At 59.0% G+C, this 16,668-nt stretch carries 13 protein-coding genes; 9 read left to right on the top strand and 4 right to left on the bottom strand.

All coding sequences use genetic code 11. From position 1 onward, the window contains the following. Positions 1-44: 44 nt before the first annotated feature. Together GGD61_RS39250 and GGD61_RS39245 are read right to left on the bottom strand one after the other, a co-directional pair. Entirely contained in the window at positions 45-569 is a 525-nt protein-coding gene (locus tag GGD61_RS39250) for an IS3 family transposase (RefSeq protein ID WP_183232431.1), read from the bottom strand. Next, entirely contained in the window at positions 566-877 is a 312-nt protein-coding gene (locus GGD61_RS39245) for a transposase (RefSeq protein ID WP_183232430.1), read from the bottom strand. The genes GGD61_RS39250 and GGD61_RS39245 overlap by 4 nt, the downstream gene beginning before the upstream one ends. 163 nt (positions 878-1,040) lie before the next feature. On the opposite strand from GGD61_RS39245, the gene GGD61_RS39240 reads away from it, so the two are divergent. Next, on the top strand, positions 1,041-1,283 hold the full coding sequence (locus GGD61_RS39240) for a hypothetical protein (RefSeq protein ID WP_183232429.1): 243 nt from the start codon (positions 1,041-1,043) through the stop codon (positions 1,281-1,283). Between the two features lie 98 nt (positions 1,284-1,381). Here the strand turns inward: GGD61_RS39240 and GGD61_RS39235 are convergent, their stop codons facing one another. Beyond that, the gene (locus GGD61_RS39235) at positions 1,382-1,666 is read right to left on the bottom strand and encodes a DUF3892 domain-containing protein (protein WP_183232428.1); all 285 of its coding nucleotides are present in this window, start codon (positions 1,664-1,666) and stop codon (positions 1,382-1,384) included. Positions 1,667-1,768: 102 nt separating this feature from the next. Next, on the bottom strand, positions 1,769-2,128 hold the full coding sequence (locus GGD61_RS41830; RefSeq protein WP_409362503.1) for a transposase: 360 nt from the start codon (positions 2,126-2,128) through the stop codon (positions 1,769-1,771). A 989-nt stretch (positions 2,129-3,117) separates the two neighbouring features. Here GGD61_RS41830 and GGD61_RS39230 point away from each other — a divergent pair. The 8 genes from GGD61_RS39230 to GGD61_RS39195 all read left to right on the top strand — a co-directional run bounded on the left by GGD61_RS39230 (position 3,118) and on the right by GGD61_RS39195 (position 16,286). Next, the gene (locus tag GGD61_RS39230) at positions 3,118-4,041 is read left to right on the top strand and encodes a calcium-binding protein (protein ID WP_312012853.1); all 924 of its coding nucleotides are present in this window, start codon (positions 3,118-3,120) and stop codon (positions 4,039-4,041) included. Positions 4,042-4,216: 175 nt separating this feature from the next. Continuing rightward, positions 4,217-4,831, top strand: coding sequence for a methyltransferase domain-containing protein (locus GGD61_RS39225; protein ID WP_245312186.1), 615 nt, complete (start codon positions 4,217-4,219; stop codon positions 4,829-4,831). A 128-nt stretch (positions 4,832-4,959) separates the two neighbouring features. Further along, positions 4,960-7,194 carry a peptidase domain-containing ABC transporter gene (locus tag GGD61_RS39220; protein ID WP_183232433.1) on the top strand — a complete coding sequence of 745 codons (2,235 nt, stop codon included), beginning with the start codon at positions 4,960-4,962 and terminating at the stop codon, positions 7,192-7,194. Next, positions 7,184-8,527, top strand: a complete 1,344-nt coding sequence (locus tag GGD61_RS39215; protein ID WP_061882336.1) for an HlyD family type I secretion periplasmic adaptor subunit — start codon at positions 7,184-7,186, stop codon at positions 8,525-8,527. Before GGD61_RS39220 ends, GGD61_RS39215 begins: the two co-directional genes overlap by 11 nt. Next, complete coding sequence (locus GGD61_RS39210; protein WP_409362504.1) at positions 8,527-10,617, top strand: SEL1-like repeat protein; 2,091 nt, start codon at positions 8,527-8,529, stop codon at positions 10,615-10,617. The genes GGD61_RS39215 and GGD61_RS39210 overlap by 1 nt, the downstream gene beginning before the upstream one ends. A gap of 6 nt (positions 10,618-10,623) precedes the next feature. Further along, entirely contained in the window at positions 10,624-14,586 is a 3,963-nt protein-coding gene (locus tag GGD61_RS39205) for a glycoside hydrolase family 99-like domain-containing protein (protein WP_246786202.1), read from the top strand. A gap of 64 nt (positions 14,587-14,650) precedes the next feature. Next, on the top strand, positions 14,651-15,067 hold the full coding sequence (locus GGD61_RS39200; protein ID WP_246786201.1) for a hypothetical protein: 417 nt from the start codon (positions 14,651-14,653) through the stop codon (positions 15,065-15,067). A 118-nt stretch (positions 15,068-15,185) separates the two neighbouring features. Further along, positions 15,186-16,286: a polysaccharide pyruvyl transferase family protein gene (locus tag GGD61_RS39195; protein ID WP_183232424.1), complete on the top strand. Its 1,101-nt coding sequence runs from the start codon at positions 15,186-15,188 to the stop codon at positions 16,284-16,286. Positions 16,287-16,668 lie beyond the last annotated feature (382 nt).

Genomic DNA, 16,668 nt, shown 5'->3' with positions numbered 1-16,668 from the left:
CCCCTTTACCTGCGGGCTACGTCACCCTGCCAGTTGACGACAGGTCACCGCCGCTTGGGCTCATGTCCCCTCACAGCAGGGAACAAGTCATTTTTCAGTCCTCCTTTCTCTTTTGCATTCCAGTCATACGCTTCCCCAACTGAGGGGCGAGGCGCACTGTAGGTGATGTCGCCGAGCCAGACCCGGTTCGGGGCTTCCGCCGTGAAGTCGCGCGCGACCAGGTTCGGTGCGATCGGCAGGTCGTGACGGCTGTCGGTGGTGCGCACATGGCGTGGCTTTGCGGTGATGGCGCGGATGCCATGCCGGCGCATCGTCCGCTCGATCCGGCCGCGGCTGGCGCTGCGTCCCTGCCTGCGCAGGGCGGCATGGACGCGGGGACTGCCGTAGCGGCCGCTGCTGTCCTGATGGACCTGCCGTATCTCGGCCAGCAGCGCGGCATGGGATTTTGTCCGCTCACTCACGGGGCGGTCGCGCCAGGCGTAGTAGCCGGCCGGCGAGACCTCGAGCACGGCGCACATCAGCCGCACCGGATAGGTGTCGCGATGGTCCTCGATGAAGCGAAAGCTCATGTCCGGGTTCCGGCAAAGATCGCGATCGACTTTTTTAAAATGTCGCGTTCCATCCGCAGCCGCTCGTTCTCCTGGCGCAGCAAGGCCAGTTCCGAAGCCTGGTCCGCCGACATCGGCGTCGCCTGCGTGGTGGGGCGCCACGCCGCCGATGCCGGCTCGCGCCGAAGCTTATCGACCCAGCGCCGCAGCACTGAGTCGCGCAGGCCGAGCTCCTTGGCTACCGACCCGATCGAGCGGCCGCTCGACACCACCAATCCCGCCGCCTCGCGCTTGTACTCTTCAGTAAACGACCGACGTGCACGTTCCATTCAACACCTCCAGGCTCAACGAGCCTACTACAGGTGTCCACTCATTCGGAGGAAGTTCACAGCGCCTTTACCTAAGGCCCCCCGGTCGATAAGGGCGCCGAGTTCGCATCCACGCTGCTTTCTCATAGACATCGATTCCTCAATGAGGGGGAGTACGACGAACATGGCGGAGACCAATGGAGACTTCACCATCGCAACCCGTCGTTACTTCTGTGGCGGCATCGTGATGGAGCTAGTTGATCGTGTGGTTCGCAACCTTGCGGGCAGTTCGCGTTTGTCGAAGGGCCTGCGCGGCCGGGTCGAAACGGCGATCAGTCTTGAGTACGTGTTCGAGTGGCTTCAAGAACGTCCAGAGCAGATCGAACGGACAGTGATTGTCAACCCGACTATCGCTAGACGACCATAAAGGCCAGCCAGCAAGCGGGATGTGGCGTGGACAGCGCCTGGCGCGGCGCAGCCGAACGGCGTCTCGCCCGCACTGCCTGCGATATGGGATCGATAACCTTACGGACACTCAGAGAGCGAAAGGAGATTGTCCGGTTGGATTCTGTCCACTGTTGTCTTGATGTACTTGTGTCGGCCGTCGGTCGCGACGATGACCTCGGCAGTGATGCCTGATTCTTCGACGTAGTACTCCCACTCGCGGCTTTCGATGTCTTGGATAGTCTTCGCGACGGATAGCCTCCATCGCGTTCCGTCTGAATTCAGCCCGCCAACGTATTTGATTCTCTCATGAGCGCTTCGCCGGTCGGTCTTGTTTATGCAACGAATGCGCACGCGTTTAGGCATGATCGGGTGTCTCCCATTTCTGCACGCTGTCGGACCAGCTTAGAGCGTGTCTGACGAGGCAGTGCGCATCAACTTTTGGAGCAAGAGATGAACAAGCTCGGGTTAGCGATCGTGTACTCGGCGAGACGCAAAGCTGGCTGCCGAAGCCTCTTCGAGTGTCATCTTCTCAAGCATCAGATCCGTGACAAGTTTGCGGAGGCGCCGGTTCTCAACCGTAAGCTCTTCCAACGCACGACGCATTTCATCCATGCTAACAAGAGGAGGAGGCGGATCCCTGCCCGCGTTAGGCCCCTCTGAAGATTGCCCCACGTCCTTGCTGAGCGGCAGTTTCCGCCAACGATGGAGCGTCATAACGCTCACGCCAAGCGCCTCACAGATCGACACCTGGGAGCTGCCTGCTCGAGCCAATTCATCCGCCTGAGCGAGTTTCAGTTTAATCTCTTGATGAGAATGTTTTTTCATTCGGACTAGAACGGGTTCAGACAAAGTAACTCGCCGCCGGCTTGAACCGAGGGGCGGGTGCTGTCAAATAACATACAAGGACGTCTGCTAACCTACAAAGGTATCATACAGCCCCGTTGTTAACGCTACCAGCGAAAGCGTTGAAGACGATGAAGCGCCTTCTGGCGGGGGGCAAAACTTGGGAGCTAGGCAGGAACGGGGTTGCCGGCGGAGACCTCCCGAATGGCGGAATTGCCCAACTAGCCCAACCGAGACGAAGAAGACCGAGGGGCTCTGACCATCGTGATGATCAGCTGAAGCGGACCGGCAGAAGGGCGCCAATCGCAATGTGTGTTTGGGTAGCAAATGGGGAACATCGTCCTTGCATTCCGTCTTGACATCTTCATCTCAATGATCTGGATAGCCCGGCAAGTGGTTGTTGCGCAAGGACCTTCGATGGATCAGTGACTCCGTCACATGATTGTTCAGCATCGTGACTCTTTCGGGCAAGCACATCGCAACCTAGTCACGCTTAGTCACGTGCCGAGCTGACATCGACGTAGCTCATGTGGCCTTTCTTGCGCAGAATAAGCGACTTTGCTGCGGGCAACCACTTCAGAAGCTATCCAACGTTCAGCGAGGGGGTCGCGTTGGTGGGGATCTCATCAGGCGCAGAACAGGGCTGATCCAGCCTTTCCTGGGGATAGCAATATCCCTCCCCGACCCGCAGTGTTGGCTCGGAACCTCCGGAGTCGCAAGCAGATCGCCGAACTTGCGACGCTAAGCTCGGTGAATGAGTGCGGCCAGTTGGATTTTTTCGTCCTTGACGCGCACTACTCACAATCTTAACATTGAACATAACATATGCTGCGGGTTTCTTATCTTCCCAATCGCGCGCGGCGACTGGATGTCACAGCATGAAGTTCCTTGACGTGACCGGAGCATGGCGTCGTCCTCAATAAGAACCGAAAGGGCCTCCAATGGCTATATCTTACCTGACGAAAACTGAGTTGGACCAGTTTCTCCACCATAACGGAAATCACATTGAGGCGAGCGTTAGGTCGGCACTGATCGACTCGTTAGAACGTAGCGGAGTGTACAGCGATCATCCTGGGGATACTTCGAAGGCTGCGTTTCAGTCTGGACCGTTCGGAGGGGCTGTTCCAGCAGGTGTTCAGATCCTCGACATTACGCAGTCGACCACCGTCGAGACCACGCCAAACCTGAAGGCGATTATTTTAGACGACGCTGGCGGCAAGACGCTCGATGTGATTGGCGGGCATAATGATGTGTTCATCGCCATGGGAAAAGGTTCCGATAGCGTGAACCTATATGATTATGGGAACGACACGGTCTATGGCGGTAGCGGCAACGACGCGATCCGCGGCGGACACGGTAACAGCTCACTGTTCGGTGGCGCAGGCAACGACAGTATCTATGGTGGCAGCGGCAACGACACTTTGGATGGCGGCAGCGGTAACGACTATCTTGAGGCGGGCACCGGCGCTCAGGTGCTCGAAGGCGGCAGCGGCAACGACATTCTGCGAGATCTATCGTCGGGACACAGCACGCTTATCGGTGGCGATGGCAACGATACGCTGATTGGCGTTCAGGGCGATGTCTTTGCGGGCGGTGACGGCAATGACGTCTTCTGGGTCTATGGTGAGTCAGGAGCGAACTCGACGCTGCAGGGAGGAAATCGCAACGATACATTCCATCTTCAGACCCACACCGGAAATGATACGATTATAGGCGGCGCAGGCTCGGACACCGTGGATTTCGCCGATCGCTCCTCCTTTGATGTCACCAAGGTCGATGTCGACGAGAAGACGAACTCCTACACGCTGCACTTCGGAGACAGCCAGACGGTGGTGGTCAGTGGCGTCGAATATCTCCACTTCACCGATGGAGACGTGCACTTGCCGAAGGTCTGAATCGGCGCCTGCAAGCTGCGCTGAGAAAGCCCCGCCATGGCGGGGCTTTGCCTTTGAGCTCAGCGCTTTCGCATCTTATGTAGGATGTCCTTTCGTTGGTGGCTGTGTTGTGGTTTGCTAATGCTATCATCTGGCCCTTTCACCGCGCGGTGCGGGCACGGATTGGTCTCTCACGATGAAGCGATTGCTCAACGCGGGCTCAGGACCCGGTACGGCACAGCGCATCGCCCGGATGATGCTCAACCATGATTGGGAAGAGACCCGATTCGACATCGACCCCGGCGTCAAACCAGATGTGATCGGCTCGATCCTTGAGTTGAGTGGCGCGTTCAAGCCTCAGTCCTTCAACGCGGTGTGGACATCGCATGTGCTCGAGCACCTGTATGCCCACGAGGTCTATCCTACATTGCGGCAATTCCACCAGATCCTCAAGCCCGATGGTTTCGCCTTGATCATGAGCCCGGATCTGCAATCGGTTGCTCACTTCATAGCCCAGCATGGGATCGGCGCAATAGCCTATCATTCGCCGGCGGGGCCGATCAGGCCGCTGGACATGCTCTATGGCCACTCGCGCGCCATCGAGGAGGGGCGCGTCCACATGGCCCACCGCACCGGATTTACGGCCGAGCGACTCGGTAGTCTCCTGCTGATGGCCGGGTTTGCAACCGTTTCGGTCAGCAGCCAAAATTTCGAGGTCTGTGCGCTCGCGCTGATGCCCGAGGCCGACGACGAGGCCATCCGAAGGTCTTTGTTAGAGTACGGCTTCAATTTCCAGGAAGCCAATGCCTGAGGTATTGGTGAGTGCGGCCAGCCACCCCTCACAATTTAACGATGAGTGAGGCTGGTTTTTTTACCGCTCAATGTTATATTGATGGTTGAATGTGACGCCTTAACACAATGGCAGATCGCTTGACCCCAATGACCGTCCACTGCGCCGATGAACGAAACCTGGCCGATGCGGGGCCCGCATCGGCACTAGCGTGCCTGATTATCGTCGCACGACAGCACGGGCTGCACCTCACGTCCTCACAGCTCATCCAAGACAACCTTCTGCGGGAAGAGAACGTCACACTCCATCAGCTTGTCCGCTGTGCGGAGAAAGCAGGCATGCGCGCGAAGTGCGTCAAGCTCGATTGGAGCGGGCTGTCTCATCTGAAGAAGGCGCTACCGGTCATCATTCGGCTTCGCAATGGGAGCCACATGGTACTCCTGCGTGTCGAGGGAGACGCCCACAATACACGCATCGTGCTGAGGGACCCGAATGCCGCGGAAGACGCGCTGCTCGTGATCGACCAACCACGCTTTGAAGGTATCTGGTCCGGCGATCTGGTCCTGATTAAGCGCAGCTACGAGATATCGGACGAAGCGCAGCCGTTCAGTTTCGGCCTCGTAGCCGCGCTGTTGTTCCGCGAACGCCGCATGGTCCGCGACGTCGCGATTGCCGCTGTGATCCTCGGGCTGCTCGGCCTGGCGCCGATCATGTTCTGGCGCCTGTTGTCGGACAAGGTGATCTTCTACAAGGCGTACAACACGTTCTATGTGCTCTGCGTCGCGATGCTGGCAGTCATAGCCTTCGAGGCGGCGTTCTCGTTCTTGAGACAGCTCCTTGTCCATCGCTTGACGACCAGGCTGGACGTCAAATTGTCGACCTACGTCTTCGAAAAGGTCCTCAATCTCCCCATCGATTATTTCGAGCAGACGCCCGTCGGCCTCGTCGCGCGCGACATTCGCGAAGTCTTTCGCATCCGCTCGTTCCTCATGGGGCAATTGTTCGGCACCATTCTCGATTCTACGACGCTGATGTTCTTCCTGCCCGTCATGTTATTCTTCAGCCCCGTCATGACGTTCGTGGTGCTCGCCTTGTCGGCCTTCATCGTCGCGTGGCTCGTCCTAATGTTGCCGAATTACCGCAAGGCGTCGACTGCCGTGCTGGCCGCGGAGGGCGCGCAGGGCGCGTTTTTGGTTCAGACCTTAAATGGCATCCGGACGATCAAGTCCCTCGCGCTCGATACGCGGCAGCGCCACTTGTGGGATGTTCTGGTCGCACGACTTGCCAAGGCCCGGCTCGTGGAAGGCATGACTGGAAACGCCATTCAGTCGGTGGTGCGTCCGCTGGAGCGGCTGGCCGTCAGTGGCTCCTATGCGCTCGGCGTCTATCTCGCGCTCGAAAGCAACGACCCAGTCTATATCGGCGCGCTGTTCTCATTCCTGCTGTTGTCACAGCGCGTCTCGGGTCCGCTGATGCAGATGGCGCAGCTCATCAATCAATACGACGAGGCACGAAGTGCGGTTGCAACCGTCGGCAATCTCGTCAACCTTCCTCCCGAAGAGGGACGTTCCGGCCATGGCGTGCGTTCGCCGCTAGCGGGCAAGGTGGAGTTCTCCGGCGTCACCTTCAAATACAAGGGAGCGCTATCGCCGACGCTGAACAACATCTCCTTCGAGATTCCGCTAGGGACTACTTTAGGCGTGATGGGCAGGAGCGGATCTGGCAAGACCACGCTTGCGCGGTTGCTGCAGCGGCTGCATTGCGATTATGACGGATTGATCAAGATCGATGGCATTGACGTTCGCGAGTACGACATCGACCATCTCCGTCGTAACGTGGGTGTCGTGCTCCAGGAAACTTTTCTCTTCAGTGGGACCATCCGCGAAAACATCACCGCGGCCAAGCCGGACGCGTCGTTCGACGATGTGGTCACGGCGGCGAGGCTGGCGGGTGCGGAAGAATTCATCGATAAGCTGCCGCGCGGCTACGAGACGCATATCTATGAAGGTTCGCCGAACCTCTCGGGAGGGCAGAGGCAGCGGCTTGCGATCGCGCGTGCGCTGATCGTTAACCCGCCCATCCTGATTCTCGATGAGGCGACAAGCGCGCTCGACGCCGACAGTGAGGCGATCGTGAACGCCAACATAACGCGCATCGCGCATGGCCGGACGCTGATCATCATCTCGCATCGCCTGTCTTCCCTGACAAAGGCGGACGCAATTCTCGTGCTTAATCGTGGTGTGGTTGACGATATCGGGCGGCATGAGGAGCTGCTGGCGCGCAACGATATCTACAGCTCGCTGTGGTATCAGCAGAACAAGCATTTGGTGCCGGCAGTCCGCAACGAACGGCCGAGATTCGGGAGCCCGACGCTTGTCTCCTGATGGTGCGCTTGCGACCGTTCGCCAATTTCAATCGGAAACGGATGCGATCCGAGAGGAGGCTGAGCCTCTGGTCGCGCGAGCAACGCTGTTTGTGCTCTCGGCCTTCCTTGTCGCGATCGTTGCCATTCTGGCTCTGACGCGGATAGATCGCGTCATAACCAGCGTTGGGGGGCGGATCGTGCCGGTGGGACAGATCAGCGTCCTTCAAGCGCTGGATCCATCGATCATTAAGACGATTGACGTGCGGGAAGGCGAGCAGGTGCAACCGGGACAGCTTATTGCGACCCTGGATGCGACCTTTACGTCGGCGGACCTAACCCAGGCGAAGTTGCAGATAGCTAGCCTCGAGACTCAGGTGGCGCGCGATGAAGCCGAGCTGAACCCGCATCCGCTGGTCTTTGCGAACAAGCCGGACCCAGACTACCAGAAATACGCAGCCTTGCAGAAGGCGCTCTATGATCAGCGGACGGCGCAATATACCGCGCAGATCAATAGCTTCGATTCGAAGATCAAGCAGACCCAGGCAACCATGGTGAAGCTTCGCGGGGACGATGCGAGATATCGGCAGCGTGACGAGATCTTGCAGAAGATCGAGACCATGCGCACGACGCTGGCCGAGCACGGCACGGGCTCGCAGCTCAACATGTTTATCTCCCAGGATACAAGGCTTGAATTGCTGCGGACCCTGGAGAACACCCATAACAGCCTAATCGAAGCTCAGAATACGCTCGCCGCGTCAATCGCGGACCGTGACGCCTTCAAGCAGCAATGGTTTGCGCAACTAAGTCAGGATCTCGTGACGACCCGCAACAAGCTCGACGAAGCGAGAGCCTCTTATGAGAAGGCGCTCAGGCACCAGGATCTGGTCCGATTGACCGCCGCAGAAGATTCGGTCGTGTTGACGATGGCAAGGCTCTCGGTCGGGTCTGTGCTGAAGCCCGGCGATCCCTTCATTACGCTGATGCCGACCGACACCAAGCTCGAGGCTGAAATTCGCATCGCCTCGCGCGATGTCGGTTTCATTCGGCCCGGAGATCCCTGCACGATGCGGATCGATGCGTTCAATGCCGCGGAGCATGGTACAGCCGATGGCAAAGTGCGTTGGATCAGCGAGGGCGCCTTCACCACCGACGACGATGGAAAGCCTATCGAAGCCTACTACAAGGCGCGGTGCTCGGTGGACTCGTCCAACTTCAAGGATGTCCCGAAACCTTTCCGCCTGATTCCCGGCATGACGCTTGCGGGAGACGTCCATGTCGGCACGCGGGCGGTCGGAATGTATCTGCTTGGCGGAATGCTGAAGGGCATCCGGGAGGCCATGCGTGAGCCATGATGGCATTGACCCGATCGCTCCTCCAATGGCTTCGGCCCGCGCCTCACGGATCTGACGAAAGGCGGCTTGGTCCGGCCGAGGCAGCGTTCGAGCGCAGACACTATCTGGACGCACTTAAGCTCTGGAAGCGTGCCTCGCAAAACGGCGACGCGGAAGCGGACTATCGGATCGGCATGCTCTACGCCAAGAACCAGGGAGTGGCCGGCAGCATTCCGGATGCCGCGGTGTGGTACGAACGCGCGGCGCAGCGAGGTCACGCCGACGCGCAATATCAACTCGGCCTGATCTATCTGTACGGAGTCAACGCCAGCCGCGGACCGAATAGGCCGGAGACCTGGCGTCAATCGTCCGCCGCGCGATTGGGCGATACCGCGTCGAGTGTGCATCACCTGATATTCCCGCACGGGACCAGTGTCGCGAAGGATATTAGCGCCGCGTTTCGCTGGATATCGGCCGCGGCCGAAGCCGGCAAAGCGGATGCTCAGACTATCCTGGGCAATCTCTACAGCGAGGGGCAGGGGTGCACGAAAGACTTCGCTGCTGCACTTCGTTGGTATCAGGCGGCGGCCGATCAGAAGTTTGCACCGGCCGAGTTCGCGCTCGGTGATGTCTATTATCAGGGACGTGGCGTACTCGTCGATTTCGCGCAGGCTGCGATCTGGTATGGCAAGGCCGCCGCGCAGGATCACGTGAGGGCGCAGATTGGGCTCGCATTCATGACTTTGAAGGGTATGGGCTTGCCCGAGAATCCGCCTGAGGCTGCGCGCCTGTTCCAGAGTGCGGCAACGCGTGATGATCCGATCGCACTCTACAACATCGGCCTATTACGGCTCAGCGGCGAGGGCGTCGCCAAAGACCTCGATCGCGCCGAGACCGCGCTGCGCAAGGCGGCGCGGAAGGATTACCTTCCGGCAATTCAGGCACTCGCGGAATTCTATTCGAACGGTGCCGATGCGGAGCCCGATTTGCGGGAGGCGGCAGTTTGGTACGAGAAGGCGGCCGAGCGCGGCGATGTGCAGGCGCAATTCTTCGTCGGCCGGTTCTATGCGACTGGTGTCGGTGTCTCCCCCAACATCCGTCAAGCCGCGAAATGGTTCGAGCGCGCGGCCGAAAATGGTCATGCCACTGCAGCATTCAACGTTGCGATCTTCTATCTCAACGGCTCCGGCGTTCAGCGCAACGTGGAGGCAGCGATCAAATGGTTCGAGCGTGCCGCAGATGGTGGCATCAGCGCCGCACAGGTGCAACTCGGAAAGCTCTATTCGATCGGTGCGGGCGTTCCCAAAGATCAGGAAATGGCGTCGGAATGGCTGAGCCGGGCCGCCGGTAGCGGAGATCCTGACGCCAAGACCGCTTATGCGCTCTTCCTGCTTTCTCGTGACGCTTCCGAGGATAACGTTGCACGCGCGCACTCCTTGCTGGGAGAGGCCGCCGAGGCCGGTCATCCTCCGGCGGCGTTTCAACTGGGCGCGCTGAAGATGGGTAAGTTCGGCGGGACCGCCGATATGCGAGGCGCCACCCGATGGCTCACGCGCGCGGCGGATGCCGGCCATGTCGAGGCGCAGTACATGCTCGGACTTGTCCATCTGGATCCTAAGAGCGGCGTGGGGAATGCGCAGGCAGCAGCATCATGCATGGCCAAGGCGGCGCGCGCGGGGCATGCAGCAGCACAATTCCAGCTCGCCGTCATGTACTGCACGGGCCACGGAGTGGGCCTGGATCTTGCACGGGGTGTGAACTGGTACGAGGCCGCTGCGGAGCAGGGACATGCGGTCGCGCAGTACAACCTCGCCGTGATGCTCGGGAAGGGACAGGGGCGCGAGGCCGACGTGACGAAGGCGACGGAATGGTTTCAGAGGGCTGCCGAGCGAGGCATGGCGGAAGCGCAGGTTGCGCTGGGCGACGTGTTGATGTCGGACCGAGGCACCGCGCAAGATCGCGACACAGCAGTCAATTGGTATCAATACGCGGCGCGGCAAGGCAATGAAGGCGCCGTCCGGCGCCTCCAGTCGATCTGCGCGACACGCGACGGAACTTTCACGCCGGAGACAGAAGCGTTCTGCGGAACAAACCGTCCAATGCATGAGTGAGTAACAATGGCTGATTTCCTTTCGAAGCTCGCGCGCAACGCCGTTCAAAGAGAACCTCGGACGAGGCGCAGCGCCGCTGCAAGGCTGCAATCCAGGTCAGAGCCGGGCGCCACAAAACTAAACAGTTCCGCGAAGGAGCTCGCTACCGAGGGACCGGCGAGCAGACAGACGGAGCCGCCGCGCGAGGTCGAGCAGCCAGCGCCGGCCACCGCCCTTGGAGATGCCGCGCGCACCCTCAAGGGCCTCGGTCTGTTCGACGAGGAGTTCTACGCCGCGAGTTATCCGGACGTGATCGCGGTCGGCGCCGATCCGTTCGAGCATTTCTTCCTCTATGGCTACAGGGAAGGTCGTAAGCCAAATCCGATCTTCGACCCGATTTGGTACGTCACAACCTATCCCGACGTGCAGGACACGGATGTGCATCCGTTCCTGCACTATGCGATGGTCGGCGAGCGCGATGGGCGGCGGCCAAGCCCCTATTTTCAGCCGGCTTGGTATCGCGAGAAGTACGGCATTCCAGAAGGCGAGAGCCCGCTCGCGCACTATCTGAAGAACCGACTGGGCCCGTTCAGCCCGATCCCGGAATTTGACGCGCAATACTATCTTCAGAACTATCAGGACGTCGCCGCGGCCGGCGTCGATCCGTTCGAGCACTTCATCTTTCATGGTTACAAGGAAGGCCGCAACCCGTCGGCGGACTTCGACACCAAGTTCTACATTCAGCGCTACTTCAAAGGGAAGACGGACCAGGATCCGCTTCTGCACTATCTCGAGCATCGCCACGAGGATGGCATCTATCCGTCACCTCCGGAGAACGAAGCCACCATTCCAGCCGAGATCAAGCGGTTCACCCGTCCGAGCCCGTTGTTCGAGGAACTGCGTCCATTGCCGCCTGGCGCAAAGCCGCGCGCCAAGGTGCTGGCCTATTATCTGACGCAGTTTCACGCGTTCCCTGAGAACGACAGATGGTGGGGCACCGGCTTCACCGAATGGACGAATATTGCGCGCGGCATACCTCGGTTCAAGGATCACTACCAGCCGCGGATTCCGCGCGACCTAGGTTTTTACTCTCTCGCTGACATCGAAACCATGCGCAAGCAGGCGAAGTTCGCCAAGGCGGCGGGCATCCACGGCTTCGTCTATTACTATTATTGGTTCAATGGCAAGCGCCTCTTGGAAAAGCCGCTTGAGCAATTCCTGAAGACGCGCGATATCAACATGCCGTTCTGCTTGATGTGGGCCAACGAGAACTGGACGCGGCGATGGGACGGCATGGAGGGCGAGGTCCTGATTTCGCAGGACTACCTGTCCGACGATGACGAGCGCCTGTTGTCGGACTTCAATCGGCACTTCAAGGACAAACGCTATATCCGTGTCCAGGGTCGTCCGCTCCTGATGATCTATCGGCCGCGCCTCATTCCGGACACGGCAAACGTCATCGCGCGCTGGCGCGCGATCTTCGCGAAGAGATTCAACGAATATCCAGTTATCATCATGAGCCAGAGTTTTGATGATTACGATCCAACCGCGAACGGCATGGACGGCGTGATCGAATTTCCGCCGCACAAGCTCACCAAACACGTGCCGCTGGTGAACTCCGAAGCTAAGATCCTGGACGATACCTATGCGGGGCAGATCTACAGTTACGACAACGTTGCCAAATATTCGCTTAACGAGCCGCGTCCGAAATTTCCGCTGATCAAGACGGTGGTGCCGAGCTGGGACAACGATGCCCGCCGGCAAGGCGCGGGCCTGGTGATCCAGGGCTCGACTCCGCAAAAATACGAGGCGTGGTTGTCAGCGCTGGTCGAGCAAGCGCAGACCCACACCTTCTTCGGCGAATCGTTCGTCTGTATCAATGCCTGGAACGAATGGTGCGAGGGCGCGTATCTCGAGCCCGATCTCCACTTCGGTTCGGCTTACCTAAATGCCACCGCGCGCGCGGCCACTGGTCTGACCCGCGACCTGTCAGTGCCCAAGATTCTGCTGGTCGGACATGATGCGTTTCCCAGTGGCGCGCAGCATCTCTTGCTGAACATCGGCAAGACGCTGCGCAGCGCCTTTAATATCGAGATCGACTTTCTCCTGCTTCAGGGCGGAGCGATGGAGGCCGAATACGCCTCCGTCGCGCCGCTCGCCGTACTCAAGCAGGCTTCCGAGATCCCTGCGATCCTACGACACTTCCGGGAAAAGGGCTTTACAGCGGCCATCGCCAACACGGCCGCGAGCGGGCGCGCCGCGAAATTCCTCGTCGAAATGGGTTTTCGGACCGTTTCCCTGGTCCACGAATTGCCGCGGATCCTGCACGAGAAGCATCTGGAAGAGGTCGCGCGCGCGGCGATTGAGAGTGCGCATCGTGTGGTGTTCGCCTCGGATTTCGTGCGCGACAAGCTCGTCGAAGCGCTTGGGCTTGATAGGACCGATGAGCGTTTCCTCATTCGCGCGCAGGGTAGTTACAAGCAGATCGAGCCAGCGCCGACGGAAGCTGGGCTCGTTCGCAAGGAATTTGGCATCGCAGCTGCCGACAAGATGGTGCTCGGCGTCGGCTATGCCGATCTGCGCAAGGGCTTTGACCTGTTTTTGCAACTCTGGAATCTGGTTCGACGACGCAATGGAAATGTCCATTTCTGTTGGGCCGGGGGCATCGATCCCGGTCTCCTGGAATGGCTCGGACCGGAGATCAGGCAAGCTGAGGCTACGGGCCACTTTCATCTCGCCGGCTCTCGTTCGGACATGCAGGCGCTCTATTCCGCGTCCGACGTCTACGCGCTGACCTCGCGCGAGGATCCGTTCCCGACGGTGGCGCTGGAGGCGCTAAGCGTCGGCGTGCCTGTCGTTGCATTCCAGAACTCTGGCGGCATCCCGGGCTTCCTTCTCACGGAGAACATCGGCCGCGTGGTGCCCTATTGTGATGTGCCGGCGATGGCGCAGGCTGTGGAGAACTTTCTGCGCTGGACGCCATCGGACGCCGAGCGTACTCACATGACCGAAATCATTCAGACCAAGTTCGCTTTCTCGGATTATGTCCGCGATCTCTTGCGGCTTGCCGTTCCGTCACTACCCACCGTGTCGGTTGCAGTGCCGAACTACAACTACGCGCACTGCCTGCCGGAGCGGCTTTACACCATTTTCGACCAGAACCATCCGGTCGAGGAGGTCATCGTCCTCGACGACTGCTCATCCGACGACAGCATTTCCGTCATCGTGAAGCTTGCGGATCAGCGCCAGCGCGATCTTACGCTTGTGATCAATGAACAGAATTCCGGCTCGGTGTTCGCGCAATGGGCCAAGGCTGCCGAGATGGCGAAGGGGGACTTCCTTTGGATCGCCGAGGCCGACGATCTCTCAGAGCCGACCTTCATCTCCAGCCTGCTCGCACTGATGAGCGGTGACCCCGATATCGCGCTCGGCTTCACCGACTCCAAATCCATCGATGCCGATGGGGCGCATCTCTATGCGAGCTACAAGCCTTATTACGCTACAATCGAGCCAGGCGCATTGTCGCGGACCGATGTGTTCGATGGTCGCGACTTCGTGGCCCGCTACCTCGGCGTCCGGAATACGATTCTGAATGTCAGCTCGGTTCTGTGGCGCCGAGAGGCGCTGTTGCGCGCGCTCAATGCCTGCCGTGACCGTCTTAAGGAGTTCCGGATGGCTGGCGATTGGCTGCTCTATCTCGAGGCTCTCGAGATGCCGGGCGCTAAAATCGTCTATATCGCGGATCCTCTCAACGTTCACCGCCGCCACGCCGCGAGCGTCACCCATTCGTTGAAAGCCCAAAAACACGTCGAAGAGATCGAGACCATACACCGCCTGGCTCGAGAGCGGTTCGGCTTTGGAGAGCGGGAACTCGGCGCCCAGACGGTCTATCTCCAGGAAGTTTCGGCGCAATTGCTGGCGACAGCCGCCGACGCTGCGAAACCGAAGCGGGCAGCAAAAGCTGCGGCGCGCGCTGCGGCCGAGAGGTGATCGCGGTGACTGCAACTAAGGGGCTTCTTGTGACTTGATGTTTGTACCTTCTGCTGAGTCGTTGATGAGCGCGTTAAACCTCGACAAGTCCGCTTTGGATGGTTCCGGCCATGTCAAGGTGCCGGCAGGCTTACTCAAGCTGTTGTTACAGATCGCCATCGCCGCTGCCGAGTTCGACGAGGACAGCTATTTGCGGGACAATCCCGACGTCGCAAAAGCCGTTTCTCGTGGGGAGGTCGAGAGTGCACACATGCACTACATAGGCTTCGGCTACTTTGAGGGCCGCCGTGGAGGAGGGCCGGCCGTGGATGCCGAATGGTATCTCGGCAAATACCCCGACGTCGCGGCAGCCGTAAGAGACGGTCGGGTGAAATCAGCGGAAGCGCATTTTCTTTCAATTGGTGGCGGCGAAGGGCGATCGCCGGCGGCTGACTACGAGGGAGAGGCGGCGCAATGGAAATCAGCGATCAAGGGAAGGTAGGATAAAGATACCGTGACGATCCTTGTTGTGGCCGCAAAGTTGTTTGGATGATGGTGGTCAAGAGCAATATGGGTGAGAAATATTGGTTTAGGGTCGATATCGCCTCCGGAGCAGCGCAGTGAAAATTTTTCTACTTGGGGCAACGCCGAGCTTTTCTGCGGAAGTTGGCGAAGATCCGATGTCAAAACTGGCGAAGACCGGAGGCAATACCGGGAACCAGTTGATTGCGCGCGGGCTGCTTGATCGTATCGTCTACGAAGACCTCTCGTGGGACCACAGTATCGATCCCACGGCAGTGCATGAGCGCTTCGACATGATTGTCGTTGCGGCGGCCAACTTTCTGTTTCCAAAATTCGATTTGGGTGGCATGGCGCAATACATCGAGCGCGCCGACTTGCCGGTATCGGTAGTTGGTCTCGGAGCTCAATCAAACAACTACGATCCGAACATAAGCTTGATGCCTGGCACCGAGCGGTTCGTGAAAGTTATTGCCGAACGTGCGGTGAGCATCGGCGTCCGCGGCCCGTACACGCAAGAAGTTCTCGCGCTTCGTGGTGCGCACAATGTGACTGTGACCGGCTGCCCTTCCTACTACATGGGAGGACCTCACGGCATGAACATTCCCCGGCGGCCTTTTGAAGAGGTCAAGCGCCTTTCGATCAACGCGTCGCGAGACGTCGTCGGTCATTCGTTCGACAAGGAAAGGATGCTTCGGCTCGTGCGCGAAATCTACGGCACGGGAATATCCTGGAAAGCGGATTTCGTTGCTCAAAGCGAGCAGGCGGAAATCAGGCTGGCAGACAAACAGGCGCGGAATGCTGAAGAAGCGTTAAAGGAAATCTCAACATTCTTGGCGAACGTCGCGCCGGAGGCCGACGTGCGGAAGTGGGCGGCCGATCACGTGCAGGTCTTTTTCGACGTGGATGACTGGCTCGATGCCGTTCAGACCTATGATTTCGTGTTCGGGAGTCGCTTCCACGGCTGCATGATCGCTCTACAACGCGGCGTTCCCGCTCTTGTCATCTGTCACGATACAAGGACCGAGGATATGTGTCGGTTCCTGGGTATGCCATTCGTGTCCATCGTTGATCTTGATGGAATTGATGTGGAGCAACTCTACAGTCTCGTCGGGCTCCGCAGTCTCGCGCGACGCTATCAAGGGCTCTATCCAGCATACACGCGATTTCTGTCCGCCAACAAACTCATCGTCAAGAACTGACCGTCTCTAGCCGCAGATCCCGGGACGGAAGCAGACATGTAAGCGCGTCCATTCCCTGCCGGGTACATAGACGCGTTGCCGGGTGTGTTGCAAGTTATTGCTATCGTACAATCTGATTTGCAAAGCCAAAGCTGATCGCGGGTGTCGTCGTGGACCTGGCGCGCCCCGTGCGATCTTTAGAGCATTTCCTTGCTTAATTGAATCGGAGGGATTCCGGTTTTTGGCGGATTGTGATTCAAGATGCTGGCTGGATTGGAGGCCAGCATCGCATGACCCGACCTCTTTCCCTAGGGTGTGTACCTAATTAGCGGTTTCTGATTCCCTCGCACCGAGTTGATTCGGCACGGGGGACTTCGATGCGCAAAGGACTGTTCTGGCTGAA

This window comes from Bradyrhizobium sp. SBR1B (assembly GCF_014198205.1).
Lineage (GTDB): Bacteria > Pseudomonadota > Alphaproteobacteria > Rhizobiales > Xanthobacteraceae > Bradyrhizobium.
Note: the sequence above shows the minus strand (reverse complement) of the source record. Positions and strands in the feature narration are given on the sequence as shown.

What these genes read in the sequence shown, in the direction of transcription:
- GGD61_RS39200 (WP_246786201.1), top strand. Translation starts at nt 14,651, where the DNA reads ATGAGCGCGTTAAACCTCGACAAGTCCGCTTTGGATGGTTCCGGCCAT.
- GGD61_RS39240 (WP_183232429.1), top strand. Translation starts at nt 1,041, where the DNA reads ATGGCGGAGACCAATGGAGACTTCACCATCGCAACCCGTCGTTACTTC.
- GGD61_RS39220 (WP_183232433.1), top strand. Translation starts at nt 4,960, where the DNA reads ATGACCGTCCACTGCGCCGATGAACGAAACCTGGCCGATGCGGGGCCC.
- GGD61_RS39225 (WP_245312186.1), top strand. Translation starts at nt 4,217, where the DNA reads ATGAAGCGATTGCTCAACGCGGGCTCAGGACCCGGTACGGCACAGCGC.
- GGD61_RS39235 (WP_183232428.1), bottom strand. Translation starts at nt 1,666, where the DNA reads ATGCCTAAACGCGTGCGCATTCGTTGCATAAACAAGACCGACCGGCGA.
- GGD61_RS39245 (WP_183232430.1), bottom strand. Translation starts at nt 877, where the DNA reads ATGGAACGTGCACGTCGGTCGTTTACTGAAGAGTACAAGCGCGAGGCG.
- GGD61_RS39250 (WP_183232431.1), bottom strand. Translation starts at nt 569, where the DNA reads ATGAGCTTTCGCTTCATCGAGGACCATCGCGACACCTATCCGGTGCGG.
- GGD61_RS39205 (WP_246786202.1), top strand. Translation starts at nt 10,624, where the DNA reads ATGGCTGATTTCCTTTCGAAGCTCGCGCGCAACGCCGTTCAAAGAGAA.
- GGD61_RS41830 (WP_409362503.1), bottom strand. Translation starts at nt 2,128, where the DNA reads ATGAAAAAACATTCTCATCAAGAGATTAAACTGAAACTCGCTCAGGCG.
- GGD61_RS39210 (WP_409362504.1), top strand. Translation starts at nt 8,527, where the DNA reads ATGGCATTGACCCGATCGCTCCTCCAATGGCTTCGGCCCGCGCCTCAC.